Below are 26,152 nucleotides of genomic sequence, written 5' to 3'. Positions count from 1 at the left end.
AACGCGGTGCAATAAAATCACCTTGAGTTGGTTAATGCTACACCAACAAGGTAGACATAATCCTGTGGAGTAGAACATGAGCGATAAAATTATTCACCTGACTGACAGCAGCTTCGACGCTGACGTGCTGAAAGCGGAAGGGCCGATCCTGGTCGATTTCTGGGCTGAATGGTGTGGGCCGTGCAAGATGATTGCTCCGATTCTGGATGAGATTGCCGAAGAGTTCGAAGGCAAACTGACCATCACCAAGCTGAATATCGATCAGAACCCGGCTACCGCGCCCAAGTACGGTATCCGTGGCATCCCTACGCTGTTGCTGTTCAAGAACGGTGAAGTGGCCGCGACCAAGGTTGGCGCGTTGTCCAAAGGTCAGCTCAAAGATTTCCTGAACGCGAATCTGTAATCGGGCGGGAAGCCCAGTATCAGGCGCCTGGCGGTGATGTTCAATTCACCGCTAGACGCCTGCCAAGAAGCGTGTTAAGTTTAACCACACTGCATATAGAACTTGCCCGAAGTTTTAAATCTAAAGAGTTTGAATCTAAAGCTATACTCTGTGTCGAATCACTGGCGTTGAAAGTAAACTGAACTCAGCCCGTGTTTTGGCAATCAAACGGTTTTGCAAAAATCATTTTTAAGGTACCTTCGATCTTCAACCGTCAATGCGTGCGCCCGATGTAAGCCATTTCTTACCGCGACGGCTCTGCGCCCGGTGATCGAACGTCCAGTAAACAGGCACGCATCTCGCTGCCATACCATTCACGATACAAGTTCGAGACATACCCCGAGTTTAAGAACCCACCACTATGAATCTTACCGAATTAAAGAATACGCCGGTTTCTGAGCTGATTACTCTCGGCGAAAATATGGGGCTGGAAAACCTTGCCCGCATGCGCAAGCAGGACATTATCTTCTCCATTCTGAAGCAACATGCGAAAAGCGGAGAAGATATCTTCGGCGACGGCGTGCTCGAGATATTGCAGGATGGATTCGGTTTCCTCCGCTCTGGAGACAGTTCCTACCTCGCCGGTCCCGACGACATCTACGTATCCCCTAGCCAAATCCGCCGCTTCAACCTCCGCACAGGTGACACCATTTCCGGTAAGATTCGCCCGCCAAAAGAAGGCGAGCGCTATTTTGCCCTGTTGAAAGTCAACGAAGTCAACTACGACAAGCCGGAAAACGCCCGCAGCAAGATCCTGTTCGAGAACCTGACGCCGCTGCACGCCAATTCCCGTCTGCGGATGGAGCGCGGCAACGGCTCGACCGAAGACCTGACGGCGCGCGTACTGGATCTGGCGGCACCGATTGGCCGTGGCCAGCGCGGCCTGATCGTGGCGCCGCCGAAAGCCGGTAAAACCATGCTGCTGCAGAACATTGCGCAGAGCATCGCCTACAACCACCCAGACTGCGTGCTGATGGTGCTGCTGATCGACGAACGTCCGGAAGAAGTGACCGAGATGCAGCGTCTGGTGAAAGGCGAAGTGATCGCATCGACCTTCGACGAGCCGGCTTCGCGCCACGTGCAAGTGGCCGAAATGGTGATCGAGAAGGCCAAGCGCCTGGTTGAGCACAAGAAAGACGTGATCATTCTGCTCGACTCCATCACCCGTCTGGCGCGTGCCTACAACACCGTGGTACCGGCTTCCGGCAAGGTGCTGACCGGTGGTGTGGACGCCAACGCCCTGCATCGTCCGAAGCGTTTCTTCGGTGCGGCGCGTAACGTGGAAGAGGGCGGCAGCCTGACCATCATCGCGACCGCGCTGGTCGATACCGGTTCGAAGATGGACGAAGTGATCTACGAAGAATTCAAAGGTACCGGCAACATGGAATTGCACCTGGCGCGTAAAATCGCCGAGAAGCGCGTATTCCCTGCGATCGATTACAACCGCTCCGGTACCCGTAAAGAAGAGCTGCTCACCACTTCCGAAGAGCTGCAAAAAATGTGGATCCTGCGCAAAATCATTCACCCGATGGGTGAGATTGATGCGATGGAGTTCCTCATTAATAAGTTGGCGATGACTAAAACCAACGATGAATTCTTCGATATGATGAAACGCTCATAATTCGTTAAAAAATTCGCTGAACGCCACGCCTAGTCGTGGCGTTTTTCGCTTTTGGCGGATACGATAAGTAGCAGTAATGGAAAAGTAAGTTGTTTCCTCGACTTATTGAGAATTCATCTTGTTTGTCGGTCGGCTCTGCGCCGGTCGGCTTTGCTGCTGTCGTTTTGTCAGCCGATGCGAAGAAAATAGGCATGAATCACCGTTGTCATAGGAAATGACCGAAAGGTGGCGGGGGTCGATGGCACAAGCTATTGCCCGTGGTAAGCTGCCTTATCTTCTACAGAGATCTGTTAACTGTGAACTTACTCACTATGAGTACTGAAATTCTATTTGTTTTCCTGTTTTCTTTGGCTTTTCTCTTTGTTGCCCGCAAGGCGGCAAAACGTATTGGTCTGGTAGATAAACCCAATTATCGCAAACGCCATCAGGGGCTGATTCCACTGGTCGGCGGTATTTCCGTTTATGCCGGATTGTGCTTCGCGTTTTGGATTTCCGAACAACCTATCGCGCACGCCAAGCTTTATCTTACCTGCGCCGGCATTCTGGTGTTTGTGGGCGCGCTCGACGATCGTTTCGACATCAGCGTTAAAATCCGCGCCCTGGTGCAGGCGTTGGTCGGCATCGCCATGATGGTGTTCGCCGGTCTGTATCTGCGCAGCTTCGGCCATGTACTGGGCGACTGGGAGATGTTGCTGGGGCCGTTCGGCTATCTGGTGACGCTGTTTGCGGTATGGGCGGCGATCAACGCCTTCAACATGGTCGACGGCATTGATGGCCTGCTGGGTGGGCTGTCGTGCGTCTCCTTCGGCGCGCTGGGTCTGTTGCTGTACCTGAGCGGCCACCATGAGATGGCGTTCTGGTGCTTTGCGATGATCGCCACCATCGTTCCCTATATTTTGCTCAACCTCGGCATTCTCGGCCGCCGTTATAAGGTGTTCATGGGGGACGCCGGCAGTACCCTGATCGGCTTTACCGCCATTTGGCTGCTGCTGCAAAGCTCGCAGGGCAAGGCACACTCGATTAATCCGGTGACCGCACTGTGGATCATCGCTATTCCGCTGATGGACATGATAGCAATCATGTATCGTCGTTTACGCAAGGGGATGAGCCCCTTCTCTCCCGATCGTCAACATATTCACCACCTGATCATGCGCGCCGGCTTTACGCCGCGGCAGGCTTTTGTGTTGATTACCCTGGCGGCCGCATTGCTGGCGGCGGTTGGCGTGATCGGCGAACGCCTGACTTTTATCCCAGAGTGGGTTATGTTGGCATTATTCTTGCTTGCTTTCTTCCTGTACGGTTACTGCATCAAGCGCGCCTGGCGGGTTGCGCGGTACATTAAGCGTATCAAGCGTCGCCTGCGGCGTTCGAGCGATAACAAGCAAGTATCTTAACCAGAGGCTTTTTGGCTGTGATGAATCCAGAAACAACGTCTGACAAGCATACCCCGGCGGTGGATAACGAACTCGATATCCGCGGCCTGTGCTGCACCCTGTGGCGCGGCAAACCGTGGATTATCGGCATTGCGGTGCTGTTCGCGGCGGTCGCGCTGATCGTCTCTTATCTGGTTAAGCAAGAATGGAGCGCGACCGCAATCACCGACAAACCCACGGTGAATGCGCTGGGCGGTTACTACTCCCAGCAGCAGTTCCTGCGCAATCTGGATGTGCGCACGCTGCCGGCGACGGCCGGCGATCAGCCGAGCATCGCGGACGAAGCCTACAATGAGTTCATCATGCAGCTGGCGGCTTACGATACGCGTCGCGATTTCTGGCTGCAGAGCGATTACTACAAGCAACGTCAGGAAGGGGATGCCCGCGCGGATGCGGCGCTGCTCGACGAGCTGATCAACAACATCCTGTTCACGCCGCGCGACGACAAGAAAGTGCCGAACGACGGCGTGAAGCTGACGGCGGAAACTGCCGCGGACGCCAACCGCCTGCTGCGTCAATACGTGGCCTTCGCCAGCCACCGCGCTGCCCTGCACCTGAACGAAGAGATCCAGGGGGCGTGGGCCGCTCGCACTACCTCAATGAAGGCGCAGGTCAAGCGGCAGGAAGCGGTGGCGGAGTCGGTTTACAAGCGCGAGCTGAACACCACGCAGCAGGCGCTGAAAATCGCCGAAAGCCAAGGGATCAGCCGCGCGCAGACCGACACCCCGGCCGAGCAACTGCCGGATTCGGATCTGTTCCTGCTGGGCCGGCCAATGCTGCAGGCGCGTCTGGAAGGTCTGCAGGCCTCCGGCCCGACCTATGACCTGGATTACGATCAGAACCGCGCGATGCTGGCGACGCTGAACGTTGGCCCGACGTTGGATGAGAAGTTCCAGACCTATCGTTATTTGCGCACGCCGGAGGAGCCGGTAAAACGCGACAGCCCGCGCCGGGTATTCTGGCTGATTCTGTGGGGCGCGATGGGCGCTTTGGTTGGCGCGGGCGTTGCCTTGGCGCGTCGACCATCGAATTAACCTTAGATTTAACTTACCGATGGGCGCTTAGTGCGCTCGGTTCGCAGGTCCGCCTGCGCTTAACTGACCAAAAAGAGATTCTCTGTGAAAGTGTTGACTGTTTTCGGCACCAGACCTGAAGCCATTAAAATGGCGCCGCTGGTACATGCTTTGGCTCAGGATGAGGCCTTTGACGCAAGGGTCTGTGTAACGGCGCAGCATCGTGAGATGTTGGATCAGGTATTGCGGTTGTTTGAGATTACGCCGGATTACGACCTGAACATCATGAAACCCGGCCAGGGGCTAACGGAAATCACCTGTCGTATCCTGGAAGGGCTGAAAGGAGTGCTGGAAGACTTCAAACCGGACGTGGTGCTGGTGCACGGCGATACCACCACTACGCTGGCGACCAGTCTGGCTGCATTCTATCAACGCATCCCCGTCGGGCATGTTGAGGCCGGATTGCGTACTGGCGATTTGTATTCCCCTTGGCCGGAAGAGGCCAACCGAACTCTGACGGGGCATTTGGCGAAATTCCACTTCGCGCCGACCGAGAATTCACGTCAAAACCTGCTGAGAGAAACACTGCCGGATAATCAGATTTTCGTGACCGGCAATACGGTAATCGACGCGCTGTTTTGGGTGCGCGATCGGGTAATGAGCGATGCCGCGCTGCGGGCTGGCCTGGCGCAGCGTTATCCGTTCCTCGATGCCAACAAGAAGCTGATCCTGGTCACCGGTCACCGCCGGGAAAGCTTCGGCGGCGGCTTTGAGCGAATTTGCAGCGCGCTGGCGGAGATTGCCCGCAATCACCCGGAAGTACAGGTGGTGTATCCGGTGCATCTCAATCCGAACGTCAGCGAGCCGGTGAATCGCATTTTGAAAGGCATCGATAACATCATGCTGATCGAACCGCAGGATTATTTGCCGTTTATTTATCTCATGACTCAAGCGCATCTGATCCTGACCGATTCCGGCGGCATTCAGGAAGAGGCACCGTCGTTAGGTAAACCGGTGCTGGTGATGCGCGACACCACCGAGCGTCCGGAGGCGGTGGATGCAGGCACGGTGCGCCTGGTGGGTACCGATGTGGCCAAAATTGTTGATGCGGTAACTCAGTTGTTGATGGACGAAAGCGAATATCAAACCATGAGTCGGGCGCATAACCCATATGGTGACGGACATGCCTGCCAGCGTATCCTTGAAGCTTTAAAGAATCATCAGGTGACACTATGAGCTTTGACACTATTTCTGTCATTGGTCTGGGGTATATCGGCTTGCCGACGGCGGCGGCGTTCGCCTCTCGCAAGAAAAAAGTTGTAGGTGTTGATGTTAACCAACATGCGGTAGATACCATTAACCGTGGTGCGATCCACATCGTCGAGCCGGATCTGGATAAAGTGGTCAAGGGCGCCGTCGACGGCGGTTTCCTGCGGGCGGTGACCAAACCGCTGGCGGCCGATGCGTTCCTGATCGCGGTGCCTACGCCGTTCAAGGGCGATCACGAGCCGGATCTGGCCTATGTCGAAGCGGCGGCGAAATCGCTGGCGCCGGTGCTGAAAAAAGGCGATCTGGTGATCCTGGAGTCCACCTCGCCGGTGGGCGCCACCGAACAGATGGCGGAATGGTTGGCTGAAACGCGCAGCGATCTCAGCTTCCCGCAGCAAGCGGGCGAAGCGGCGGACGTGAATATCGCCTACTGTCCGGAGCGCGTGCTGCCGGGGCAGGTGATGGTGGAGCTGATTAAAAATGACCGCGTGATCGGCGGCATGACGCCGAAGTGCTCGGAACGAGCCAGCGCGCTGTACAAGATTTTCCTCGAGGGCGAATGCGTGCTGACTAATGCGCGTACTGCCGAGATGTGCAAGCTGACGGAAAACAGCTTCCGCGACGTGAACATCGCCTTTGCCAATGAACTGTCACTGATTTGCGCCGAGCAGGGAATCAACGTCTGGGAACTGATCCGCCTGGCGAACCGTCATCCGCGGGTGAATATTCTGCAGCCGGGTCCGGGCGTCGGCGGTCACTGCATTGCCGTCGATCCGTGGTTTATCGTGGCACAGAATCCGCAGCAGGCGCGTCTGATCCACACCGCACGCCTGGTGAACGACGGCAAACCGCTGTGGGTGGTCGACCGCGTGAAAACGGCGGTAGCTGACTGTCTGGCCGCGACTAACAAGCGCGCGTCCGAGTTGAGAATTGCCTGCTTCGGCCTGGCCTTTAAACCGAATATCGACGATTTGCGTGAAAGCCCGGCGGTGGAAGTTGCCCATTTGATTGCGGATTGGCATTCGGGGGAAACACTGGTCGTGGAACCTAACGTCGAACACCTGCCGGCATGTCTGGTGGGGCATGTGGCGTTGAAAACGATTGCCGAGGCGTTGCAGCAGGCCGATGTGATCGTGATGTTGGTCGATCACCAGCAGTTCAAGGCTATCCGGCCGGAAGAGATCAAGCAAAGCTGGGTGGTGGATACTAAGGGAGTCTGGCGTTGAAACGTATTTTAGTTACCGGTGGTGCCGGTTTCATTGGCTCCGCGGTTGTGCGGCACATCATCGAGGCCACCGGCGATAGCGTGGTGGTGGTGGATAAGCTGACCTATGCCGGTAACCTCGAGTCGCTGGCGGTGGTGGCCGAGAGCGAGCGCTATGCTTTCGAGCAGGTTGACATCTGCGATCGCGCCGAGCTGGATCGGGTATTTGCCCACTATCAGCCGGACGTAGTGATGCACCTGGCGGCGGAAAGCCACGTCGATCGCTCTATCGACGGCCCGGCGGCGTTTATCGAGACCAACGTGGTGGGCACTTACACTATGCTGGAAGCGGCGCGCCACTACTGGCAGCCGCTGGCGGCGGAGAAGAAACTGGCCTTCCGTTTCCATCATATCTCCACCGATGAAGTGTACGGCGACCTGCACGGCACCGACGATCTGTTCACCGAAACCACACCGTATGCGCCGAGCAGTCCGTATTCCGCCTCCAAGGCGTCGAGCGATCATCTGGTGCGCGCCTGGTTGCGCACCTACGGTTTGCCGATCCTCGTGACCAACTGCTCGAACAACTACGGCCCTTATCACTTCCCGGAGAAGCTGATTCCGCTGGTGATCCTGAATGCGGTAGCCGGCAAACCGCTGCCGGTATACGGCAACGGCGCGCAGGTGCGTGACTGGCTGTATGTCGAAGATCACGCGCGCGCGCTCTATGAGGTCGTGACCGAAGGTGTGGTAGGCGAAACTTACAATATCGGCGGCCATAACGAGCGCAAGAATATCGAAGTGGTGCAGACCATTTGCGATCTGCTGGAAGAACTGGCGCCGAACAAGCCACAGGGCGTGGCGAACTACCGCGATCTGATCACTTACGTGAAGGATCGCCCGGGTCACGATATGCGTTACGCCATCGACGCCGGCAAAATCGATCGTGAGCTGGGCTGGCGGCCGCAGGAAACCTTCGAAAGCGGCCTTCGCAAAACCGTGGTTTGGTACCTGAACAACGAAACCTGGTGGCGCCGGGTGCAAGACGGCTCTTATGCCGGCGAGCGTTTGGGGCTGTCCGAGTGAATGTAGCACAGTGCTGTCTTTAGCAGGCACTGTGGATTTGGGAGCAAGTATGAAAGGTATTATTCTGGCCGGCGGTTCCGGTACGCGTCTGCATCCGATCACGCGCGGCGTATCGAAACAGCTGTTGCCGATTTACGATAAGCCGATGATCTATTACCCCTTGTCGGTGCTGATGCTGGCGGGGATCAACGACATTCTGATTATCTCCACGCCGGAAGATTTGCCTTCATTCAAGCGTTTGTTAGGCAGCGGAGAAGCGTTTGGCATCACTCTCAGCTATGCCGAACAGCCAAGTCCCGATGGCCTGGCTCAGGCATTTTTGATCGGTGAAGAATTTTTGGCCGGTGAGCCGAGCTGCCTGGTATTGGGTGACAATATTTACTTTGGGCAGGGGTTCAGTCCCAAGCTGAAAAGCGTTGCGGCTCGTTCCACCGGCGCGACCGTGTTTGGCTATCAGGTGATGGATCCCGAGCGCTTTGGCGTGGTGGAGTTTGACGACCACTTCCGCGCGCTGTCGATCGAAGAAAAACCGGTTAAACCGAAGTCTAACTGGGCGGTGACCGGCCTGTACTTCTACGATAGCCAGGTGGTGGAGTTTGCCAAACAGGTGAAGCCTTCGGAGCGCGGCGAGCTGGAAATCACCAGCATTAACCAGATGTATCTGGAACGCGGAGAGCTGAACGTCGAGCTGTTGGGGCGTGGTTTCGCCTGGTTGGATACCGGCACGCACGACAGTCTGCTGGAAGCCAGCAGCTTCGTGCAGACGGTAGAAAAACGCCAGGGCTTTAAAATCGCCTGTCTCGAGGAGATCGCCTGGCGCAATGGCTGGCTGGATGATGAGGGCGTAAAACGCGCGGCTCAGACGCTGGCCAAAACCGGTTACGGCAAATATTTACTGGATTTACTGCATGCGCGTCCACGCCAGTATTGAGCCGCTGGTTTGGGAGAGCGACTTCTTCCAATTAGAGAGCGCCAAATTACATTTCGATAGCTCGGCGGCACCCGTAGCCGAGGCTGATTTGGATGCCTATGCGTTGGTGCAGGCCAAAATTCCCGCTTATCGCTTGGGATGGGCCGACGCGCTGTCGACGCTGGGATTCCGGCTGGTCGAAGGGGAAGTGGATCTGGTGGTGAACGTTGCGCCTGAAAGCGCGACGGCCGATGCCGCTTCGGCGGTTGCGGGGCGTCAGGCCGTTCCCGAGGACATCCCGTCATTGCGCGCTGCCGCCGGTGAGGTGTTCGCTGCCAGCCGATTTCGCGCCCCGTGGTACGATCGCGCCGATAGCGGGCGATTCTATGCGGCCTGGATCGAAAAAGCGGTGCAGGGCACCTTTGATCATCAATGCTTGCTGGTGCTGGATAGCCAGGGGCAACCCGAAGGCTTTGTCAGCCTGCGTGACATTGGCGGCCAGGAAATGCGCATTGGCCTGTTGGCGGCGTTCCCCGGCGCATCCGGCCGGGGCGTGGGCGCCAGGCTGATGACGGCGGCGATCGCCGAATGTCGGCAGCAGGGGATGCAGCGCCTGCGGGTTGCGACCCAGGTGGGCAATATCGCCGCATTACGACTCTATCAACGACAGGGTGCCGTGATTGAAAGCACCGCGTATTGGTTATACAGAGGTAGACATGATTCCATTTAACGCTCCACCGGTTGTTGGCACTGAACTGGAATATATGCAGGCTGCTATGGGCAGCGGCAAATTGTGCGGCGACGGCGGTTTCACCCGCCGCTGCCAGCAGTGGATGGAACAGCGTTTCGGCAGCGCGAAAGTGTTGTTGACGCCTTCCTGCACCGCGTCGTTGGAAATGGCCGCCATTCTGCTGGATATCCAGCCGGGTGACGAAGTGATCATGCCAAGCTTTACCTTCGTTTCCACCGCCAACGCCTTTGTGCTGCGCGGCGCCAAAGTGGTGTTCGTCGACCTGCGTCCAGACACCATGAACATCGACGAAACCAAAATCGAAGCGGCGATCACCGATAAAACCCGCGCGATTGTGCCGGTGCACTATGCCGGCGTGGCCTGCGAGATGGATACCATCATGGCGCTGGCGAAGAAATATAACCTGTTCGTGGTGGAAGACGCCGCGCAGGGCGTGATGTCGACCTACAAAGGCAAGGCATTGGGCACCATTGGCCATATCGGCTGCTTCAGCTTCCATGAAACCAAAAACTACACCGCCGGCGGCGAAGGCGGCGCGACGCTGGTGAACGATCCGGCCCTGATCGATCGGGCGGAAGTCATCCGCGAAAAAGGCACCAACCGCAGCCAGTTCTTCCGTGGCCAGGTCGACAAATATACCTGGCGCGACATCGGTTCCAGCTATCTGATGTCCGACCTGCAGGCCGCCTACCTGTGGGGCCAGCTGGAAGTGGCGGAGCGCATCAACCAGCGCCGTTTGGCTCTGTGGCAGAATTACTACGACAGTTTCCTGCCGTTGGCCCGGTCAGGCCGCATCGAACTGCCGGTAATCCCGGCCGACTGCGTGCATAACGCGCACATGTTCTATATCAAGTTGCGCGATATCGAAGAGCGCACGGCCTTTATCGACTACCTGAAGGAAGCCGAAATCATGGCGGTGTTCCACTATATCCCGCTGCATGATTGCCCGGCCGGCGAACGCTTTGGCCGCTTTGCCGGCGAAGATCGTTACACCACGCAGGAAAGCGCGCGCCTGGTGCGCTTGCCGCTGTTCTACAATATGTCTGATGTCAATCAGCGTACGGTAATCAATACCATCCTGAGTTTCTTTGCCTGATATGTCGTTGGCAAAAGCATCGATATGGACCGCCGGCTCCACGCTGATCAAAATCGGCGTGGGGCTGTTGGTGGTGAAACTGCTGGCGGTGGCGTTTGGCCCCAGCGGGGTGGGGCAGGCGGGTAACTTCCGCCAGTTGATTACCGTGCTGGGCGTGCTGTCCGGCGCGGGCATTTTTAACGGTATCACCAAATACGTGGCGGAGTACCACCAGGATCCGCAGCGTCTGCGTCTGGCGGTGGGCACCGCGTCGAGCATCGTGTTGGGCTTTTCAACCTTGCTGGCGCTGGTGTTTCTGTTCGCCGCCGAACCGATTAGCATCGGGCTGTTCGGGCATGCCGATTACGTCGATGTGGTGCGCGCCGTCGCTTTCATTCAGATGGGCATCGCCTACGCCAACCTGTTTATGGCGGTGCTGAAAGGCTATCGCGACGCGATGGGCAATGCGCTGGCGGTGATCGGCGGCAGCCTGATCGGCGTGGTGGCTTATTACCTGTGCTTCAAGCTGGGCGGTTATGAAGGCGCGCTGGCGGGGTTGGCACTGGTGCCGGCGTTGGTGGTGCTGCCGGCCGGGCTGATGCTGTGGCGGCGCAAAACGCTGCCGTTGCGCTACCTGGCGCCGCGCTGGGACAAACTCGTGGCCGGCAACCTCGGCAAGTTCACCGTCATGGCGCTGATCACTTCGGTGACGCTGCCGGTGGCCTATGTGATGATGCGTAACCTGTTGGCCGCGCATTACGGTTGGGATGAAGTGGGGATCTGGCAGGGCGTCAGCAGCATTTCCGATGCCTATCTGCAGTTCATCACCGCCTCGTTTACCGTCTATCTGCTGCCGACGCTGTCGCGGCTGACGGACAAGGGCGCCATCTCGCGGGAGATCGTGCGCTCGTTGAAATTCGTGCTGCCGGCGGTAGCGGCGGCGAGCTTTACGGTGTGGCTGCTGCGTGATTTCGCCATCTGGCTGCTGTTCTCGGACAAATTCGTCGCCATGCGCGATCTGTTTGCCTGGCAGCTGGTGGGCGACGTGCTGAAAGTCGGGGCTTATGTGTTCGGCTATCTGGTGATCGCCAAAGCGTCGCTGCGCTTCTATATCCTGACGGAAGTCAGCCAGTTTCTGCTGCTGACGCTGTTCTCGCACTGGCTGATCCCGCTGCACGGCGCGCTGGGGGCGGCTCAGGCCTATATGGCAACCTACATCGTGTATTTCGCGCTCTGTAGCTGCGTATTTCTTATCTATCGTAGACGAGTATGACCACACTGATTCACGTTCTGGGATCCGATATCCCGCATCATAACCAGACGGTGCTGCGCTTCTTCAACGACGTGCTGGCGCCGCGTTTGCCGGCTGAGCAGACGCGGCATTTTATGGTGGCGGCCAAGGATGTGGCGGCACTGGGAGATTTCCCCGCCCTGAACATTGCGCCCTATGCGGACAAGAAAAGCCTGGCGGCGGCGGTCATCGCGCGCGCTCAGGCCGATCGCGATGCGCGCTTCTTCCTGCACGGCCAGTTCAATCCGGGGCTGTGGCTGGCGCTGCTGAGCGGCAAGATCAAGGCGCGTCAGGTCAGTTGGCATATTTGGGGCGCCGATCTGTATGAAGACGCCACCAGCTGGAAATTCCGGCTGTTCTATCTGCTGCGCCGCATTGCGCAGGGGCGGGTGGGGAACGTGTTTGCTACCCGCGGCGACGTGATCCACTACCAGCAGCGCCATGCGCGGGTGCCGGCCTCGCTGCTGTACTTCCCAACCCGCATGGATCCGGCGCTGACCGACGTTCACGTCGAGAAAAACCTGGCCGGGCCGATGACGATTCTGGTTGGTAACTCCGGCGATCGCAGCAATCGGCATATCGAAGCGCTGCAGGCGATTCATCAGCAGTTCGGCGCCGACGTGCGCGTGATCCTGCCGATGGGCTATCCGGCCAATAACGACGCTTACATCGAGCAGGTGCGCGCCGCCGGGTTGCCGCTGTTCGGCGAGAAAAACCTGCAGCTGCTCACGCAGCAGGTGGCGTTTGAGGACTACCTCAATATTCTGCGCGCCTGCGATCTCGGCTATTTCATTTTCAATCGCCAGCAGGGGATTGGCACCCTGTGCCTGCTGATTCAGTTCGGCGTGCCTTTCGTGCTCAGTCGGCAAAACCCGTTCTGGCAGGATTTGGCGGAACAGCATCTGCCGGTGCTGTTCTACGGCGATTCGCTGGACGAGGCGGTGGTGCGTGAAGCGCAGCGTCAGCTGGCGGCGATGGATAAACAGGCGATCGCCTTCTTCAATCCGAACTATGTCGACGGTTGGCAGCAAGCCCTGGCGTTGGCGGCGGGAGAGCACTCATGACGTTGGCGCAATTCGGCGGCCTGTTCGTCGTCTATCTGGTCAGCCTGACGTTTATCCTGACGCTGACCTATCAGGAGTTTCGGCGCGTGCGCTTTAACTTCAACGTCTTCTTCTCGCTGCTGTATTTGCTGACGTTTTATTTCGGTTTTCCTTTGACCTGCCTGCTGGTGTTCCAGTTTGACGTCGAGGTAGTGCCGGTGGAGTTTCTGCTGTACGCCCTGCTGTCGGCGACGGCGTTTTACGCCATCTATTACGTTACCTACAAGACCCGGCTGCGCAAGCGCCGCACACAGCCGCGCGCTGCGCTGTTTACCATGAACCGGGTGGAAACCCATATGACCTGGGTGCTGCTGGCGCTGGTGGCGATCGGTACCGTTGGGATCTTCTTCATGCAGAACGGTTTCCTGCTGTTCAAGCTCAATTCCTACAGCCAGATTTTCTCCAGCGACGTGTCCGGTGTGGCGCTCAAGCGGTTCTTTTACTTCTTCATTCCGGCGATGCTGGTGGTCTATTTCCTGCGGCAGGATCTGCGCGCCTGGTTCTTGTTCCTGGTGGCGACGGTGGCGTTCGGCATTCTGACCTACGTGATCGTCGGCGGCACCCGCGCCAACATCATCATCGCCTTCGCGCTGTTCCTGTTTATCGGCATCGTACGCGGCTGGATCACGCTGTGGATGCTGGCGGCGGCGGGCATATTCGGCGTGGTCGGCATGTTCTGGCTGGCGTTGAAGCGCTACAGCCTGGACGTCAGCGGCGCGGAGGCGTTTTATACCTTCCTCTACCTGACCCGCGATACCTTCTCGCCGTGGGAAAACCTGGCGCTGCTGTTGCAAAATTACGACAAGATCGATTTCCAGGGCCTGGCGCCGATCTTGCGTGATTTCTACGTCTTTATCCCTACCTGGCTCTGGCCCGGCCGGCCGGACGTGGTGCTGAACTCGGCCAACTACTTCACCTGGGAAGTGCTGAACAACCACTCCGGGCTGGCGATTTCGCCGACGCTGATCGGTTCGCTGGTGGTGATGGGCGGCGCGCTTTTTATCCCGCTCGGCGCGATTCTGGTGGGCATGATCATCAAGTGGTTCGACTGGCTGTATGAGCTGGGCAAAACCGAGCCGAACCGCTATAAGGCGGCCATTCTGCAGGGGTTCTGCTTCGGCGCGGTGTTCAACATGATCGTGTTGGCGCGGGAAGGGGTGGATTCATTCGTGTCGCGCGTGGTGTTCTTCTGCATTATTTTCGGCGCCTGTCTGGTGCTGGCGAAGTTGCTGTATTGGCTGTTCGATACCGCCGGGCTGATCAAGGCCAGAGTGACGCGCACCCGCGCGCTGGCGTCGCCGCCTCGGGCCAACGGTCTTTTGTAAGGGTAATGAGAACGATGGAAGCAAAGATTTCGGTGCCGCAGTATGAGCTGCGCGGTTTCAGCCTGTGGGGCTTTCGCGATATGGCGCACTGCATGGACTTTTTGTTCGACGGCGGCCGGGTAAAACAGGGCACGCTGGTGGCCATGAACGCGGAAAAGATCCTGAAGGCGGAAGAGGACCAGGCGCTGCATGCGTTGCTGGATGAGGCGGAGTACAAGTACGCCGACGGCATCAGCATGGTGCGCTCGATTCGCCGCAAATACCCGGCGGCGGACGTTTCGCGCGTTGCGGGCGCCGATCTGTGGGAAGCCTTGATGCAACGCGCCGGCCGTGAAGGCACGCCGGTCTTCCTGGTCGGCGGCAAGCCGGAGGTTTTGGCGGAAACCGAGCAAAAGCTGCGTAGCCAGTGGAATGTCAACCTGGTGGGCAGCCAGGACGGCTACTTCAAACCGGATCAGCGCGAGGCGCTGTTCGAGCGTATTCGTGCCAGCGGCGCCGCGATCGTGACGGTGGCGATGGGATCGCCGAAGCAGGAGATTCTGATGCGCGACTGCCGCAAGGTGCATCCGCAGGCGCTGTATATGGGCGTGGGCGGCACCTACGACGTCTTTACCGGCCATGTGAAGCGTGCGCCCAAGGTGTGGCAGAACCTCGGTCTGGAATGGCTCTACCGCCTGCTCAGCCAACCCAGCCGCATCGGCCGGCAATTGAAGCTGTTGAAGTTTGTCGGCTACTACTACAGCGGCAAGATGTAACCCCTCATCCGGGGCGGAAAGTGCTGTTCCGCTCCGGTCTGCTGTACCAATAATCTGCTTTTGCGCGTTTCTCCCGCATATCTATAACCCTCGGCCCTAAACGTCGTCGCATTTATTCCATAAAGTTTTAAATTGCGGTTTGCTTATAGCGACGAAATGCGAAACGATACCGCCCGGAAATTATCCCTGGCCGCTGAAGCTTGATGCGACAGCGCTGAACGATGTCCTTCTCACGGTCACTTCGCTCCGACAACCCGTTGATGCCAATCCGATCGGCAGGGGATGATTTATTCTTTTAATAATGACAATAACGACCGGCAGTGGCCGGCAGGCAAACACGACCCGAGAAAAATTATTGAGGATTTATGGCACACAAAGAGAAACCGCAAGGGCTACACCGGGGCCTTGAGGCCCGGCATATCGAGCTTATCGCTCTGGGGGGCACCATCGGTGTCGGCCTGTTTATGGGCTCGGCCAGTACGCTGAAATGGGCGGGGCCGTCGGTGCTGCTGGCTTACATTATCGCCGGGCTGTTCGTGTTCTTCATTATGCGTTCGATGGGGGAAATGCTGTTCCTCGAGCCGGTCGCCGGGTCGTTTGCCGTTTACGCGCATAAGTACATGAATCCCTACTTCGGTTACCTGACCGCCTGGGGCTACTGGTTTATGTGGATTGCCGTCGGCATTTCTGAAATCACCGCCATCGGGGTGTATGTGCAGTTCTGGTTCCCGGAAATACCGCAGTGGGTGCCGGCGCTGATCGCCGTGGCGATGGTCGCGTTGGCCAACCTGGCGGCGGTGCGCCTGTACGGTGAGCTGGAGTTCTGGTTCGCCATGATCAAGGTCACCACCATCATCGTGATGATTCTGGTGGGGCTGGGGGTGATCTTCTTCGGCTTCGGCAACGGCGGTGAACCTATCGGTTTCGCCAATTTGACGGCGCACGGCGGTTTCTTTGCCGGCGGCTGGAAAGGCTTCCTGTTTGCGCTGTGCATCGTGGTGGCGTCCTATCAGGGGGTTGAACTGGTGGGCATCACCGCCGGGGAAGCCAAGAACCCGCAGGTGACGCTGAAACGCGCGATCAACAATATCCTGTGGCGCATCCTGATCTTCTATGTCGGTGCGATCTTCGTCATTGTCACCATCTTCCCGTGGAACGGCATCGGCACCACCGGCAGCCCGTTCGTGCTGACCTTCGCCAAGATCGGCATCGTTGCCGCCGCCGGCATCATCAACTTCGTGGTGTTGACCGCCGCGCTCTCCGGTTGCAACAGCGGCATGTATAGCGGCGGCCGCATGCTGTACGCCCTGGCCAAGAACCGCCAACTGCCGGCGGCGCTCACCAAGCTTTCCGCCAGCGGCGTGCCGGTGAACTGCATCGCCGTCACCATCGGCTGCCTGTTGGTGGGCTCCGCGCTGAACTACATCATCCCGAATCCGGAGCAGGTGTTCGTTTATGTCTACAGCGCGAGCGTGCTGCCGGGCATGGTGCCGTGGTTCGTGGTGCTGATAAGCCAACTCTATTTCCGCCGCGCCCATAAGGAAGCGATCAAAAACCACAGCTTTAAGTCGATCATGTTCCCGTATGTGAACTATCTGACCATCGCTTTTCTGGTTTGCGTGCTGGTCGGCATGGGAATCAACCCGGACACGCGCATTTCCCTGCTGGTCGGGGCGATTTTCTTAGCCGGCGTCAGCCTGTGCTACTTCGCTTTCGGCATGCACAAGAAACATCATCCGGTTGAAAATCGGGTAGAAACGCGCTAATAAACGGCGAAAAGGGGCTACGGAGTGCGCTTTTGTGCGCGGGAGTGAGCAAAGCGTAATCAAACGCAACATTTCTGCGAAAAAGCACTAGACAGGATTGGCGTAAATCCGTAGTATCCCCTCCCGCAACGGCGCTACGCGCCCGTAGCTCAGCTGGATAGAGCGCTGCCCTCCGGAGGCAGAGGTCTCAGGTTCGAATCCTGTCGGGCGCGCCATTAAGTTTGTGCGCAGGAGCTGCGGTGGTATATTACCGCGTGAGTAAGAAGTAGTAATGGTGGCTATAGCTCAGTTGGTAGAGCCCTGGATTGTGATTCCAGTTGTCGTGGGTTCGAGTCCCATTAGCCACCCCACTTCCTGACGAAGTGACGATTTAGCAGTATTTTGTGACAGTGCGAAGGTGGCGGAATTGGTAGACGCGCTAGCTTCAGGTGTTAGTGTTCTTACGGACGTGAGGGTTCAAGTCCCTCTCTTCGCACCACGCAAAATATCTGATAAATATAAGATTTATATGGACAATGGTCTGATAAATCGGGTAGTATGAGCAATACAAATCGGCGAGTAGCGCAGCTTGGTAGCGCAACTGGTTTGGGACCAGTGGGTCGGAGGTTCGAATCCTCTCTCGCCGACCACTTTCAAAAAAACCGACGCAAGTCGGTTTTTTTACGCCTGCAGTTTATGAGGATGAGCACCTCCGCAGGAGGTTCGAGCCTCGCGAAGCGAGACAACGTTGCTTTAGCAACGGCCCGCAGGGCGCGCATCAAAGATGCGCGTAATCCTCTCTCGCCGACCACATTCGAAAAACCTGCTTTTTAAAGCAGGTTTTTTTTCGTCTGTAGTTTATGAGGATGAGTACCTCCGCAGGAGGTTCGAACCTCGCGAAGCGAGACGAAGGTAGGCCCGTGCAGCAATGCGCGGGCTTTTTGCGTATCTAAGGATGGGCACTTTGTCTCTGTCGGCAAGCGTGTTGGTTTTCAGCGACAGCGCCATCCAGCGCTGTCGTCAGGTTGAGACAAATAATTAATTGATTTAAAAAGATAAAATGGGCTTTGGCTTAAGTCGTCGTTTTGAGGCGACATTCTTATTACGGCTGCTGGTATGGAATGCCAGAGAGTGGCATATAACAGGAAAGACAGGGTTAAATTAAAAATTAATATATTTCAATGCATTGAGACCCGTTTTTTATTGGGAATGGCCTCAGCCTTAAAGTTGGCACGCCAAGTGCAATATTTATAGCGTAGATGCTCATTCCACCTCTTATGTTCGCCTTAGGCCTCATAAACCCTGGGAATGACGCAGAGCCGATTTAGGGTGCCTATCGCCCACGAGAACGATGACTAACCCGTCATCACGCTCAGGGCAAAACGTTGAGTGAGGCACCGCCCCTGTTGTCCTAGACCTGATTGCTTCTTTATACACTTGCCCTACGGCAAGTGTTTTTTTTTGCACCTCAGGATGTTAACTGGCAAAAAAAAAGCGCGGCATCAAGAGCCGCGCTGTTCTTCAATCGTGCAGGGCGCTATTCGCCGCCGTTCTGTTTCAGCGTCAACATCAGTCCTTCGCGCCGCATCTGCGCCGCTTCATCCGAACGATGCAGTTTTTCCAGCGTATCGGCCAACCAGGCGTAGTCGTAGGCATCCGGGCGCTGTTTCAGCGCTTCGCGGAAGACGTCGGCCGCCTGCTGCCACTCGCCGTGTTTCATCAGCAGCTGCCCCAGCGTGCTGTTCAGCAGCGGCGTCGCGCCGTGCTGCTTCATCTGCTGGCGCAGCGCTTTCTCCAACTGCTCGGGGTTGCCGGACTTCAGCCGCGGCAGCAGCAGCACCAGGCGCTCGTCGTATTGGCGCTTCAAGCTGTCGAGCACGATCTCCTGCGCCAGTTCGTGGTCGTTGCATTCGATCAGGTGTTCCACCATCGCGATTTGCAGCGGCACTTCGTGACGCGTCTTGCGGCTCTGATCTTTCCACCAGCGCTTCAGGCCTTCGCTGCCTTCGTCCGCCATCGCCTGATTCATCAGCCCGATATAAGCCTGCTGCTGCAATGCCTGCAGTTGCTCTTCGCTGTGGAGTTCGATTTTACGCATCGACGGCAGCACTTCCAGCAGCGACGCATAGGCGCCGGTGCGCAGATAGGCTTGTTCCGCCAGGCGCAATACTTCCGGATGACGCGGCGCCTGGTTCAGCAGGCGATCGACGCCGTGGCGCGCGGCGTGGTTCTCGCCCTGTGCCAGCTGGATGCGAACCCGGGTGATATCCACCGGCAGCTGATCGGTGTCGGCCGCTTCGGCAGCGCGCTCCAGATATTGGTTGGTGCGGAAGTCATCGCCGCGTTGCTGTGCGGCCTCGGCGGCCAGCAGGTAGTTCACCACCGGCTGTTCGGCGTGATCGGCGTTGCGCGTCATCAGCTTCTCGACCTGCTTGTAGTCGCCTTCCGCCAGCTTGATCAGCGCGGCCTTGGTTTGCTGGCGCGCGCGAGTGCGCTTGCGGCCGATAAACCAACCGCGCGTGCGGGCGCCGGTGCGGAAGAGACGGCGCAGGATCCACTCGATCGCCAGCAGCACCACGAACAGCAGTACCAGCATGATCGCCAGGCCGGTGACGCTGGTTTCGATATTGTAGTTGTCGGTCTGGATCAGCACATAGCCCTGATGCCCGGCCAACATCGGCCCGAGCACCACGCTGGCGATCACCACCAGGAACAGAAATAGCACGCGTAACATGGCTTAACCCTCCTGGTGAGCGGCAGGGGACTGGGTCATCAGGTTGCGCACCCGGGTCTGCATCACTTTTTCCAGCAGCGGCTGGCTTTTCAGCTGATCCGGCACGTCCATCGAGATCGACTGTTGGCTCAGGCTGTCCAGCTCTTCCAGGAAGGCCTTGGTCGCCGGATCGGTGGTGTCGAAATAGGCGCGCACCCAGGTGGAGACGGTTTCCAGGGATTGCTTGTAGGTCTCGTTCTGGTGGCGCGGGATGGCCTGCGCGGCCACCAGCAGGCGCGAACGGATGTTTTCGCGCAGGTAGATGTCCTGGTTCGGCGCCAGCAGCGGTTCGGCGCTGGCGTCGCGGCGGCGGATGGTAATGAAGTCGGCCATGAAATTGCGCCAGCTCTTGGCCAGGTTCTGCCGCCACTCGGCGATCGAACCGGAGAGCTCGCTGCTGTTTTGATCCATCGGCGCTTCGTCGGTGTCGTTGTCCGCCAAGCGCAGGTTATCCACCTGATTGGACAGCTGATTGACCTTGAGGATGATGCCGTCGTAATCGACCTGGGTCAGCGTAGCAAGCGTGCCGATGTCTTCGGTAATGGCGCGGCGCACGTCGAGCAGGCTAGGATCGTTCATGTCCGCCAGGCTGGCGTCGGCGCTTTTCAGCAGCGCGGCGGCGCTGGTCACGTCCTGATCGCTCCACAGCTTGCGGCCGGCCATTTTCACCAGGAAATCGGCCTGCGCCAGCAGCCAGGTTTTGGCGTCGCTGCCGGAGATGGTCGCCACTTTTTCCTGCAACTCGCTCAGTTGGCGCGCGAGGTTAGCCTGCTCGCGATCGGCGGCGTCCAGGGTTTTACCCTGCTGCTGCAACAGGCCTTCCAGCGCATTTCTTTCCTGCTGCTGGCTCTGCTTCACGCCTTCAAGCTGCTGCTGCAGCGCCTGATTGGCGGCGATCAGCTGTTGCGCCTGCTGGTGCGTGTGGTAATAGCCGCCCGCGCCGAGGGCGATGACCAGCACGATAGCGATCGCGCCGAGCACCGGGCCGGTGTTCTTGCCTTTGCGGCTGGCAGCGGCTGGCTGCTGGGAGCTCTCAACCGCGGTGGTTGGCTCTTCAACCGGGGCGGATGGGGTATTTTGTTCCGTCATAGTGGCACATCCCATAGTCAGATTATTGTAGCGCGCGGATCAGCGCGTCATTATCGGCGTTGTCAGCTACCCGAATCGTACGCCAGCCCAAATCCCGGGCGAGGGTAGCCAGGCGTTCGCTCACTACTACCAGGCGGCAACGCAGCAGCCATGAAGAACGATAGTAATCAGGAACTAAAGTATAGAGCTGTTGTAACATTTCACCGCTGGTCACCACCAGCGTATCCACACCGGCGCGCTGCCAGTGGGCGCTCTGCTCGCTGCCGTCGTAGTGCACCGGGCTGCGTTGATAGCATTCATAATAGCTGACGTCGGCGCCGCGCTCGCTCAGCGTCGTGCCCAGCAACTCGCGGCCGCCGTTGCCGCGCAAAATCAGCGCGCGTTTGCCCGCCAGCTTTTGCAGCGCCGGCAGCAGCAGCAGCGTTTCGCTGATCTCGCGTTCGCGCGGGTATTCCACCGGCAAACTGCTGATGCGGTGCAGCGCCAGCCCGGTGGTGCGGCCGATGGCGTAATAAGTCAGGTGCGCGGGCCAGCTCAGCCCGGCGCGGCCGATGACCGAATCGGCATAGTTCACCGAATGCTGCGACAGCACGAATACCAGATCGCCGGTGTTCAACTGCTGCAACGCCTGCGGCAGCTGCGGCAGATCGCCGCCGGGGGCGAAGTCGATCAGCGGTGCATGATAGGCAACCCGGCCGAGTGCGCGCAGCCGGCTCACTAACCGCTCTCCCGAAGGCGATGGGCGGGTTACCAGGATCGTCATGCCGGCGGATTTCCCTGATAAACTTCGCGCAGGATCTCGCGCGCGCCGCGCGCCAGCAGCTCTTCCGCCAGCTCAACGCCCATCCGTTCGGCCTCGGCGGCCGGGCCGCGGCGCTCGCCGCGCACCATCTGGCTGCCGTCCGGCGCGCCGACCAAGGCACGCAGCCACAGGCTGTCGCCATCCAGTTCGGCATAGCTGCCGATCGGCACCTGGCAGCCGCCTTCCAGACGGGTGTTCATCGCCCGTTCGGCACGCACGCGGGTTTCGGTAGCCGCATGGTTCAGCGGCGCCAGCAGCGCGCGGGTGACGCTGTCGTCAAGGCGGCATTCAATGCCGACCGCACCCTGACCGACCGCCGGCAGGCACTCTTCAGCGCTCAACGGGCTGCGGATGCGTTGCTCCAGCCCCAGGCGTTTCAGGCCGGCCACCGCCAGAATAATCGCGTCGTAGTCGCCGTTGTCCAGCTTGGCCAGGCGAGTGCCGACGTTGCCGCGCAGGTCGCGCACGATCAGATCCGGGCGGCGTTCACGCAGCTGGCACTGGCGGCGCAGGCTGGAAGTGCCGACCACGCTGCCCTGCGGCAGTTGATCGAGCGAGGCGAAACGGTTGGAAACAAAAGCGTCGCGCGGATCTTCGCGTTCGCAAATGGTGGTCAAACCCAGGCCGGCGGGGAAATCGACCGGCACGTCTTTCATCGAGTGCACGGCGATGTCGGCGCGGCCTTCCAGCAGCGCCAGCTCGAGTTCTTTAACAAACAGGCCCTTACCGCCGACTTTCGCCAGCGGCGTATCCAGAATAACGTCGCCGCGCGTCACCATCGGCACCAACTCGACCTGCAGGCCGGGATGGCAGGCCATCAGACGTTGCTGCACATAATGTGCTTGCCAGAGTGCAAGCGGGCTTTGTCGGGTGGCAATTCGAATAATTTTGTCTAACATGCTTGTTACCGTTTTTATATTTCGCCATCCATCCTACCACTGAGAGCCAATACTGTCAGTGCAAGAAGCCGGAGGCGGAAAAAGGACAACGGAATCAAAGGGACGTGTGATGTGCTTTGGGGCAGTTAACACTGCGGGTAAATCGTTTAGGGAAGCGCTACAATAATTGTGAAGCGTTACCTCCTTTACGGTCAATCAGCAAGGTGTTAAATTGATCACGTTTCCAGCAATAAGTCGCCAAATATTCTTCTTACACTAACGGCGCTTATGGAATACGGGTTTTTTTCTAAACACCGGGATAATCAGGCGAGACGTCTTGTACCTCTACATCGAGACATTGAAGCAGAGACTGGATGCGATCAATCAGCTACGCGTCGATCGCGCCCTGGCGGCTATGAAGCCCGCGTTTCAACGGGTATACAGTCTGCTGCCCACCTTACTGCACCACCATCACCCGCTGATGCCGGGTTACCTGAACGGTAACGTTCCCCACGGCATTTGCCTCTACACGCCTGATGAAACTCAACAAGATTACCTGAACGATTTAGAAGACAAATGGGGCAGCCCATTTGACAAACCGGCCAGCGGCGAGCTGCCGATCACCGGCGTCTATTCGATGGGCAGCACCTCGTCTATCGGCCAAAGCTGCAGCTCGGATCTTGACATCTGGGTCTGCCACCAGTCCTGGCTGGACAACGAAGAACGCACCCGCCTGCAGCAAAAATGCAGCCTGCTTGAGAAGTGGGCCGCCTCGATGGGGGTGGAAGTCAGCTTCTTCCTGATCGACGAAAACCGCTTCCGCCATAATGAAAGCGGCAGCCTGGGCGGCGAAGACTGTGGCTCGACGCAGCATATCCTGTTGCTCGACGAATTCTACCGCACCGCGGTGCGCCTGGCCGGCAAGCGCATCCTGTGGAACATGGTGCCGGGCGAAGAAGAAGCGCACTACGATGAATACGTGCTGTCGCTGTACGCGCAGGGCGCGCTGACGCCGAACGAGTGGCTGGATCTCGGCGGCCTGAGTTCGCTGTCGGCGGAAGAGTACTTCGGCGCCAGCCTGTGGCAGCTGTACAAGAGCATCGATTCGCCTTACAAGGCGGTGCTGAAGACCCTGCTGCTGGAAGCCTATTCCTGGGAATATCCCAATACCCAACTGCTGGCGACGGACATCAAACATCGCCTGCATCAGGGCGAGATCGTCAGCTTCGGGCTCGACGCCTACTGCATGATGCTCGAGCGCGTCACCCGCTACCTGACCGACATCAACGACACCACCCGTCTCGATCTGGCCCGCCGCTGTTTCTACCTGAAAGTGTGTGAAAAGCTGTCGCTGGCCAAGGCCTGCGTCGGCTGGCGGCGCGAGATCCTCAGCCAGCTGGTCAGCGAATGGGGCTGGAGCGAAGAGCGTCTGGCGATGCTGGACAACCGCGCCAACTGGAAAATCGAACGGGTGCGCGAAGCGCATAACGAGCTGCTCGACGCGATGATGCAGAGCTACCGCAACCTGATCCGTTTCGCCCGCCGCAACAACCTCAGCGTCAGCGCCAGCCCGCAGGATATCGGCGTGCTGACCCGCAAACTGTACGCGGCGTTCGAAGCGCTGCCCGGCAAGGTGACGCTGGTGAACCCGCAGATTTCGCCGGACCTGTCGGAAAACGACTTAACCTTTATTCACGTGCCGGTTGGCCGCGCCAACCGCACCGGCTGGTACCTGTATAATCAGGCGCCGGCTATGGATTCGATCGTCAGCCATCAGCCGCTGGAATATAACCGCTACCTGAACAAGCTGGTGGCCTGGGCCTATTTCAACGGCCTGCTGACGCCGCAGACCCGCCTGCACATCAAGAGCGGCAACCTGTGCGACACCGCCAAGCTGCAGGAGCTGGTGGCCGACGTTTCTCATCACTTCCCGCTGCGCCTGCCGGCGCCGACGCCGAAAGCGCTGTACAGCCCGTGCGAGATCCGCCATCTGGCGATCATCGTCAATCTGGAAAACGATCCGACCGCCGCCTTCCGCAATCAGGTGGTGCATTTCGATTTCCGCAAGCTGGACGTGTTCAGCTTCGGCCAGCAGCAGCAGTGCCTGGTGGGCAGCATCGATCTGCTGTACCGCAACTCCTGGAACGAAGTGCGCACCCTGCATTTCAGCGGCGAGCAGTCGGTGCTGGAAGCGCTGAAAACCATTCTCGGCAAAATGCACCAGGACGCCGCGCCGCCGGAGTCGGTGGAAGTGTTCTGCTACAGCCAGCACCTGCGCGGCCTGATCCGCACCCGTATCCAGCAGCTGGTGTCGGAGTGCATCGAGCTGCGCCTGTCCAGCACCCGCCTGGAGCCCGGCCGCTTCAAGGCGGTGCGCGTCGCCGGGCAGACCTGGGGGCTGTTCTTCGAGCGCCTGAGCGTATCGGTGCAAAAGCTGGAGAACGCGGTGGAGTTTTACGGCGCCATCTCCAACAACAAGCTGCACGGCCTGTCTATCAAGGTGGAAACCGATCAGGTGCATTTGCCGCCGGTGGTGGACGGCTTCGCCAGCGAGGGGATCATCCAGTTCTTCTTCGAAGACACCTCAGACGACAAGGGCTTCAACATCTATATTCTGGACGAGTCGAATCGGGTGGAGGTGTATCACCACTGCGAGGGCAGTAAAGAGGAGCTGGTGCGCGACGTCAGCCGCTTCTATTCATCCTCGCACGATCGCTTCACCTACGGCTCCAGCTTCATCAACTTCAACCTGCCGCAGTTCTATCAGATCGTGCAGCTCGACGGGCGCACGCAGGTGATCCCGTTCCGCAGCAACGTGCTGTCCAGCCTGTGCGTGACGGTGGCCGATGGCGCCGCTCAGCCGCTGAAACAGCAGTTCCAGCTACATTGACGCCGCAAGGGCTCGGTTGCCGAGCCCTGCTTAGCCTCAGGAAAAACGCAGTTCCTCGCCGGCCTGCGCGCTGGCCGCTTCGCTGAGCAGCTGATAAAACGGCTGCCCGCTGCGATCGCATAGCCAAGCGCCGTCGCGGTAGTTGAAGTGGTAGCCGCCGGCCTTGGTGGCGAGCCACACCTGGTGCAGCGGCTCTTGGCGGTTGATGACGATTTTGGTGCCGTTTTCGAAGCTCAGCGTCATTACGCCGCCATTGGTTTCGTAATCGATGTCCGCATCGCCGTCAAAATCGTCCAGTGTCTCTTCAATATTCAGCATCAGCTGGTCGGCCAACTGGTGAAACTCGCTGTCGTTCATATTCAATTCCTATTGCTTTTCATGATCCACCTGCGATTATAGAGACCTTGGACGCATGAATTACAGGCATTAATGCAAATGAAAAAACAACTACGCTATGCGCTGATGGCAGTTCTGGTTACCGGCCTCGCCGGCTGTGGTCTGAAAGGCCCGCTTTACTTCCCGCCTGCCGACCCCGCCAGCCAAAAACCGGCCAAGCCGCCGGTGCAAACGGGCGATCAGGTGCAAAAGAACCAGCAGGAGCAGTCTGGCTCTCAGCAAAAACCGTCGATGGTCGACCAGTAACACCCTGTTTACGGTGGCGAGCGCCGCCGTAAAATCAAGACGGATAGCGCGTCCA

22 protein-coding genes, 4 tRNA genes and 1 other RNA gene are annotated in these 26,152 nt (G+C 58.4%); 22 read left to right on the top strand and 5 right to left on the bottom strand.

Annotated features, from left to right (window positions below):
• Positions 1–76: 76 nt before the first annotated feature.
• From trxA to ACJ8IM_RS16130, 20 genes are all read left to right on the top strand, one after another.
• A complete protein-coding gene (gene trxA, locus ACJ8IM_RS16225) occupies positions 77–403 on the top strand; it encodes a thioredoxin TrxA (RefSeq protein ID WP_033636629.1) in 327 nt (108 codons plus the stop codon).
• 400 nt (positions 404–803) lie between these two features.
• Positions 804–2,063: a transcription termination factor Rho gene (gene rho, locus ACJ8IM_RS16220; protein WP_004934188.1), complete on the top strand. Its 1,260-nt coding sequence runs from the start codon at positions 804–806 to the stop codon at positions 2,061–2,063.
• 296 nt (positions 2,064–2,359) lie between these two features.
• Positions 2,360–3,457, top strand: a complete 1,098-nt coding sequence (wecA, locus tag ACJ8IM_RS16215) for a UDP-N-acetylglucosamine--undecaprenyl-phosphate N-acetylglucosaminephosphotransferase (RefSeq protein ID WP_049233749.1) — start codon at positions 2,360–2,362, stop codon at positions 3,455–3,457.
• Positions 3,458–3,477: 20 nt separating this feature from the next.
• A complete protein-coding gene (gene wzzE, locus ACJ8IM_RS16210) occupies positions 3,478–4,530 on the top strand; it encodes an ECA polysaccharide chain length modulation protein (RefSeq protein ID WP_033654002.1) in 1,053 nt (350 codons plus the stop codon).
• Positions 4,531–4,614: 84 nt separating this feature from the next.
• On the top strand, positions 4,615–5,745 hold the full coding sequence (wecB, locus tag ACJ8IM_RS16205) for a non-hydrolyzing UDP-N-acetylglucosamine 2-epimerase (RefSeq protein WP_033654003.1): 1,131 nt from the start codon (positions 4,615–4,617) through the stop codon (positions 5,743–5,745).
• Entirely contained in the window at positions 5,742–7,004 is a 1,263-nt protein-coding gene (gene wecC / locus ACJ8IM_RS16200; RefSeq protein ID WP_033654004.1) for a UDP-N-acetyl-D-mannosamine dehydrogenase, read from the top strand. Before wecB ends, wecC begins: the two co-directional genes overlap by 4 nt.
• A complete protein-coding gene (gene rffG / locus ACJ8IM_RS16195) occupies positions 7,001–8,068 on the top strand; it encodes a dTDP-glucose 4,6-dehydratase (RefSeq protein WP_101455714.1) in 1,068 nt (355 codons plus the stop codon). Before wecC ends, rffG begins: the two co-directional genes overlap by 4 nt.
• A gap of 49 nt (positions 8,069–8,117) precedes the next feature.
• Positions 8,118–8,999 (top strand): glucose-1-phosphate thymidylyltransferase RfbA, encoded by an 882-nt coding sequence (rfbA, locus tag ACJ8IM_RS16190; RefSeq protein WP_033654006.1) that lies wholly within the window; start codon positions 8,118–8,120, stop codon positions 8,997–8,999.
• Positions 8,977–9,708: a dTDP-4-amino-4,6-dideoxy-D-galactose acyltransferase gene (gene rffC / locus ACJ8IM_RS16185; protein ID WP_033654007.1), complete on the top strand. Its 732-nt coding sequence runs from the start codon at positions 8,977–8,979 to the stop codon at positions 9,706–9,708. The genes rfbA and rffC overlap by 23 nt, the downstream gene beginning before the upstream one ends.
• On the top strand, positions 9,695–10,825 hold the full coding sequence (gene rffA, locus ACJ8IM_RS16180; RefSeq protein WP_033654008.1) for a dTDP-4-amino-4,6-dideoxygalactose transaminase: 1,131 nt from the start codon (positions 9,695–9,697) through the stop codon (positions 10,823–10,825). The genes rffC and rffA overlap by 14 nt, the downstream gene beginning before the upstream one ends.
• 1 nt (position 10,826) lies before the next feature.
• Positions 10,827–12,077: a lipid III flippase WzxE gene (wzxE, locus tag ACJ8IM_RS16175; protein ID WP_033654009.1), complete on the top strand. Its 1,251-nt coding sequence runs from the start codon at positions 10,827–10,829 to the stop codon at positions 12,075–12,077.
• A complete protein-coding gene (locus tag ACJ8IM_RS16170; RefSeq protein WP_033654010.1) occupies positions 12,074–13,159 on the top strand; it encodes a TDP-N-acetylfucosamine:lipid II N-acetylfucosaminyltransferase in 1,086 nt (361 codons plus the stop codon). Before wzxE ends, ACJ8IM_RS16170 begins: the two co-directional genes overlap by 4 nt.
• The gene (gene wzyE, locus ACJ8IM_RS16165; protein WP_033649865.1) at positions 13,156–14,523 is read left to right on the top strand and encodes an ECA oligosaccharide polymerase; all 1,368 of its coding nucleotides are present in this window, start codon (positions 13,156–13,158) and stop codon (positions 14,521–14,523) included. Before ACJ8IM_RS16170 ends, wzyE begins: the two co-directional genes overlap by 4 nt.
• A gap of 14 nt (positions 14,524–14,537) precedes the next feature.
• Complete coding sequence (gene wecG, locus ACJ8IM_RS16160; RefSeq protein WP_033636645.1) at positions 14,538–15,278, top strand: lipopolysaccharide N-acetylmannosaminouronosyltransferase; 741 nt, start codon at positions 14,538–14,540, stop codon at positions 15,276–15,278.
• A gap of 365 nt (positions 15,279–15,643) precedes the next feature.
• Positions 15,644–17,044 (top strand): bifunctional threonine/serine APC transporter ThrP, encoded by a 1,401-nt coding sequence (gene thrP / locus ACJ8IM_RS16155; RefSeq protein WP_033654011.1) that lies wholly within the window; start codon positions 15,644–15,646, stop codon positions 17,042–17,044.
• Positions 17,045–17,182: 138 nt separating this feature from the next.
• Positions 17,183–17,259, top strand: a tRNA-Arg gene (locus ACJ8IM_RS16150).
• 59 nt (positions 17,260–17,318) lie between these two features.
• Positions 17,319–17,394, top strand: a tRNA-His gene (locus tag ACJ8IM_RS16145).
• A 41-nt stretch (positions 17,395–17,435) separates the two neighbouring features.
• A tRNA-Leu gene (locus ACJ8IM_RS16140) sits at positions 17,436–17,522 on the top strand.
• A 74-nt stretch (positions 17,523–17,596) separates the two neighbouring features.
• Positions 17,597–17,673: transfer RNA gene (locus ACJ8IM_RS16135), tRNA-Pro, on the top strand.
• 32 nt (positions 17,674–17,705) lie between these two features.
• Positions 17,706–17,834, top strand: a non-coding RNA gene (locus ACJ8IM_RS16130) — RtT sRNA.
• A gap of 726 nt (positions 17,835–18,560) precedes the next feature.
• Here ACJ8IM_RS16130 and hemY read toward each other — a convergent pair.
• From hemY to hemC, 4 genes are read right to left on the bottom strand one after another with little or no spacing between them, the layout of a single operon-like run.
• Positions 18,561–19,757, bottom strand: coding sequence for a protoheme IX biogenesis protein HemY (gene hemY / locus ACJ8IM_RS16125; RefSeq protein ID WP_033649634.1), 1,197 nt, complete (start codon positions 19,755–19,757; stop codon positions 18,561–18,563).
• Between the two features lie 3 nt (positions 19,758–19,760).
• Entirely contained in the window at positions 19,761–20,885 is a 1,125-nt protein-coding gene (gene hemX / locus ACJ8IM_RS16120; protein WP_033636648.1) for a uroporphyrinogen-III C-methyltransferase, read from the bottom strand.
• Positions 20,886–20,907: 22 nt separating this feature from the next.
• Positions 20,908–21,648, bottom strand: coding sequence for a uroporphyrinogen-III synthase (gene hemD / locus ACJ8IM_RS16115; protein WP_033654012.1), 741 nt, complete (start codon positions 21,646–21,648; stop codon positions 20,908–20,910).
• Complete coding sequence (gene hemC / locus ACJ8IM_RS16110; protein ID WP_004934233.1) at positions 21,645–22,586, bottom strand: hydroxymethylbilane synthase; 942 nt, start codon at positions 22,584–22,586, stop codon at positions 21,645–21,647. Before hemC ends, hemD begins: the two co-directional genes overlap by 4 nt.
• Before the next feature lie 316 nt (positions 22,587–22,902).
• Between hemC and ACJ8IM_RS16105 the strand changes: the two genes are divergently transcribed.
• The gene (locus ACJ8IM_RS16105; protein ID WP_019452546.1) at positions 22,903–25,455 is read left to right on the top strand and encodes a class I adenylate cyclase; all 2,553 of its coding nucleotides are present in this window, start codon (positions 22,903–22,905) and stop codon (positions 25,453–25,455) included.
• Positions 25,456–25,491: 36 nt separating this feature from the next.
• Here ACJ8IM_RS16105 and cyaY read toward each other — a convergent pair whose 3' ends face one another.
• Entirely contained in the window at positions 25,492–25,812 is a 321-nt protein-coding gene (gene cyaY, locus ACJ8IM_RS16100; RefSeq protein WP_033649637.1) for an iron donor protein CyaY, read from the bottom strand.
• 78 nt (positions 25,813–25,890) lie between these two features.
• Here cyaY and lptM point away from each other — a divergent pair, with 78 nt between their 5' ends.
• A complete protein-coding gene (lptM, locus tag ACJ8IM_RS16095) occupies positions 25,891–26,097 on the top strand; it encodes an LPS translocon maturation chaperone LptM (RefSeq protein ID WP_004934241.1) in 207 nt (68 codons plus the stop codon).
• Positions 26,098–26,152: the final 55 nt, after the last annotated feature.

The organism is Serratia sp. CY33525, from assembly GCF_052169115.1.
Lineage (GTDB): Bacteria > Pseudomonadota > Gammaproteobacteria > Enterobacterales > Enterobacteriaceae > Serratia > Serratia sarumanii.
The sequence above is the reverse complement of the archived record's forward strand: the minus strand, read 5'-3'. Positions and strand labels throughout refer to the sequence as shown.

Excerpts from the sequence above, each read along its gene's own strand:
- trxA (WP_033636629.1), top strand. The coding sequence starts at position 77 with ATGAGCGATAAAATTATTCACCTGACTGACAGCAGCTTCGACGCTGAC.
- rho (WP_004934188.1), top strand. The coding sequence starts at position 804 with ATGAATCTTACCGAATTAAAGAATACGCCGGTTTCTGAGCTGATTACT.
- wzzE (WP_033654002.1), top strand. The coding sequence starts at position 3,478 with ATGAATCCAGAAACAACGTCTGACAAGCATACCCCGGCGGTGGATAAC.
- wecC (WP_033654004.1), top strand. The coding sequence starts at position 5,742 with ATGAGCTTTGACACTATTTCTGTCATTGGTCTGGGGTATATCGGCTTG.
- rfbA (WP_033654006.1), top strand. The coding sequence starts at position 8,118 with ATGAAAGGTATTATTCTGGCCGGCGGTTCCGGTACGCGTCTGCATCCG.
- rffC (WP_033654007.1), top strand. The coding sequence starts at position 8,977 with ATGCGCGTCCACGCCAGTATTGAGCCGCTGGTTTGGGAGAGCGACTTC.
- rffA (WP_033654008.1), top strand. The coding sequence starts at position 9,695 with ATGATTCCATTTAACGCTCCACCGGTTGTTGGCACTGAACTGGAATAT.
- wzxE (WP_033654009.1), top strand. The coding sequence starts at position 10,827 with ATGTCGTTGGCAAAAGCATCGATATGGACCGCCGGCTCCACGCTGATC.
- ACJ8IM_RS16170 (WP_033654010.1), top strand. The coding sequence starts at position 12,074 with ATGACCACACTGATTCACGTTCTGGGATCCGATATCCCGCATCATAAC.
- wzyE (WP_033649865.1), top strand. The coding sequence starts at position 13,156 with ATGACGTTGGCGCAATTCGGCGGCCTGTTCGTCGTCTATCTGGTCAGC.
- wecG (WP_033636645.1), top strand. The coding sequence starts at position 14,538 with ATGGAAGCAAAGATTTCGGTGCCGCAGTATGAGCTGCGCGGTTTCAGC.
- thrP (WP_033654011.1), top strand. The coding sequence starts at position 15,644 with ATGGCACACAAAGAGAAACCGCAAGGGCTACACCGGGGCCTTGAGGCC.
- hemY (WP_033649634.1), bottom strand. The coding sequence starts at position 19,757 with ATGTTACGCGTGCTATTTCTGTTCCTGGTGGTGATCGCCAGCGTGGTG.
- hemX (WP_033636648.1), bottom strand. The coding sequence starts at position 20,885 with ATGACGGAACAAAATACCCCATCCGCCCCGGTTGAAGAGCCAACCACC.
- hemD (WP_033654012.1), bottom strand. The coding sequence starts at position 21,648 with ATGACGATCCTGGTAACCCGCCCATCGCCTTCGGGAGAGCGGTTAGTG.
- hemC (WP_004934233.1), bottom strand. The coding sequence starts at position 22,586 with ATGTTAGACAAAATTATTCGAATTGCCACCCGACAAAGCCCGCTTGCA.
- cyaY (WP_033649637.1), bottom strand. The coding sequence starts at position 25,812 with ATGAACGACAGCGAGTTTCACCAGTTGGCCGACCAGCTGATGCTGAAT.
- lptM (WP_004934241.1), top strand. The coding sequence starts at position 25,891 with ATGAAAAAACAACTACGCTATGCGCTGATGGCAGTTCTGGTTACCGGC.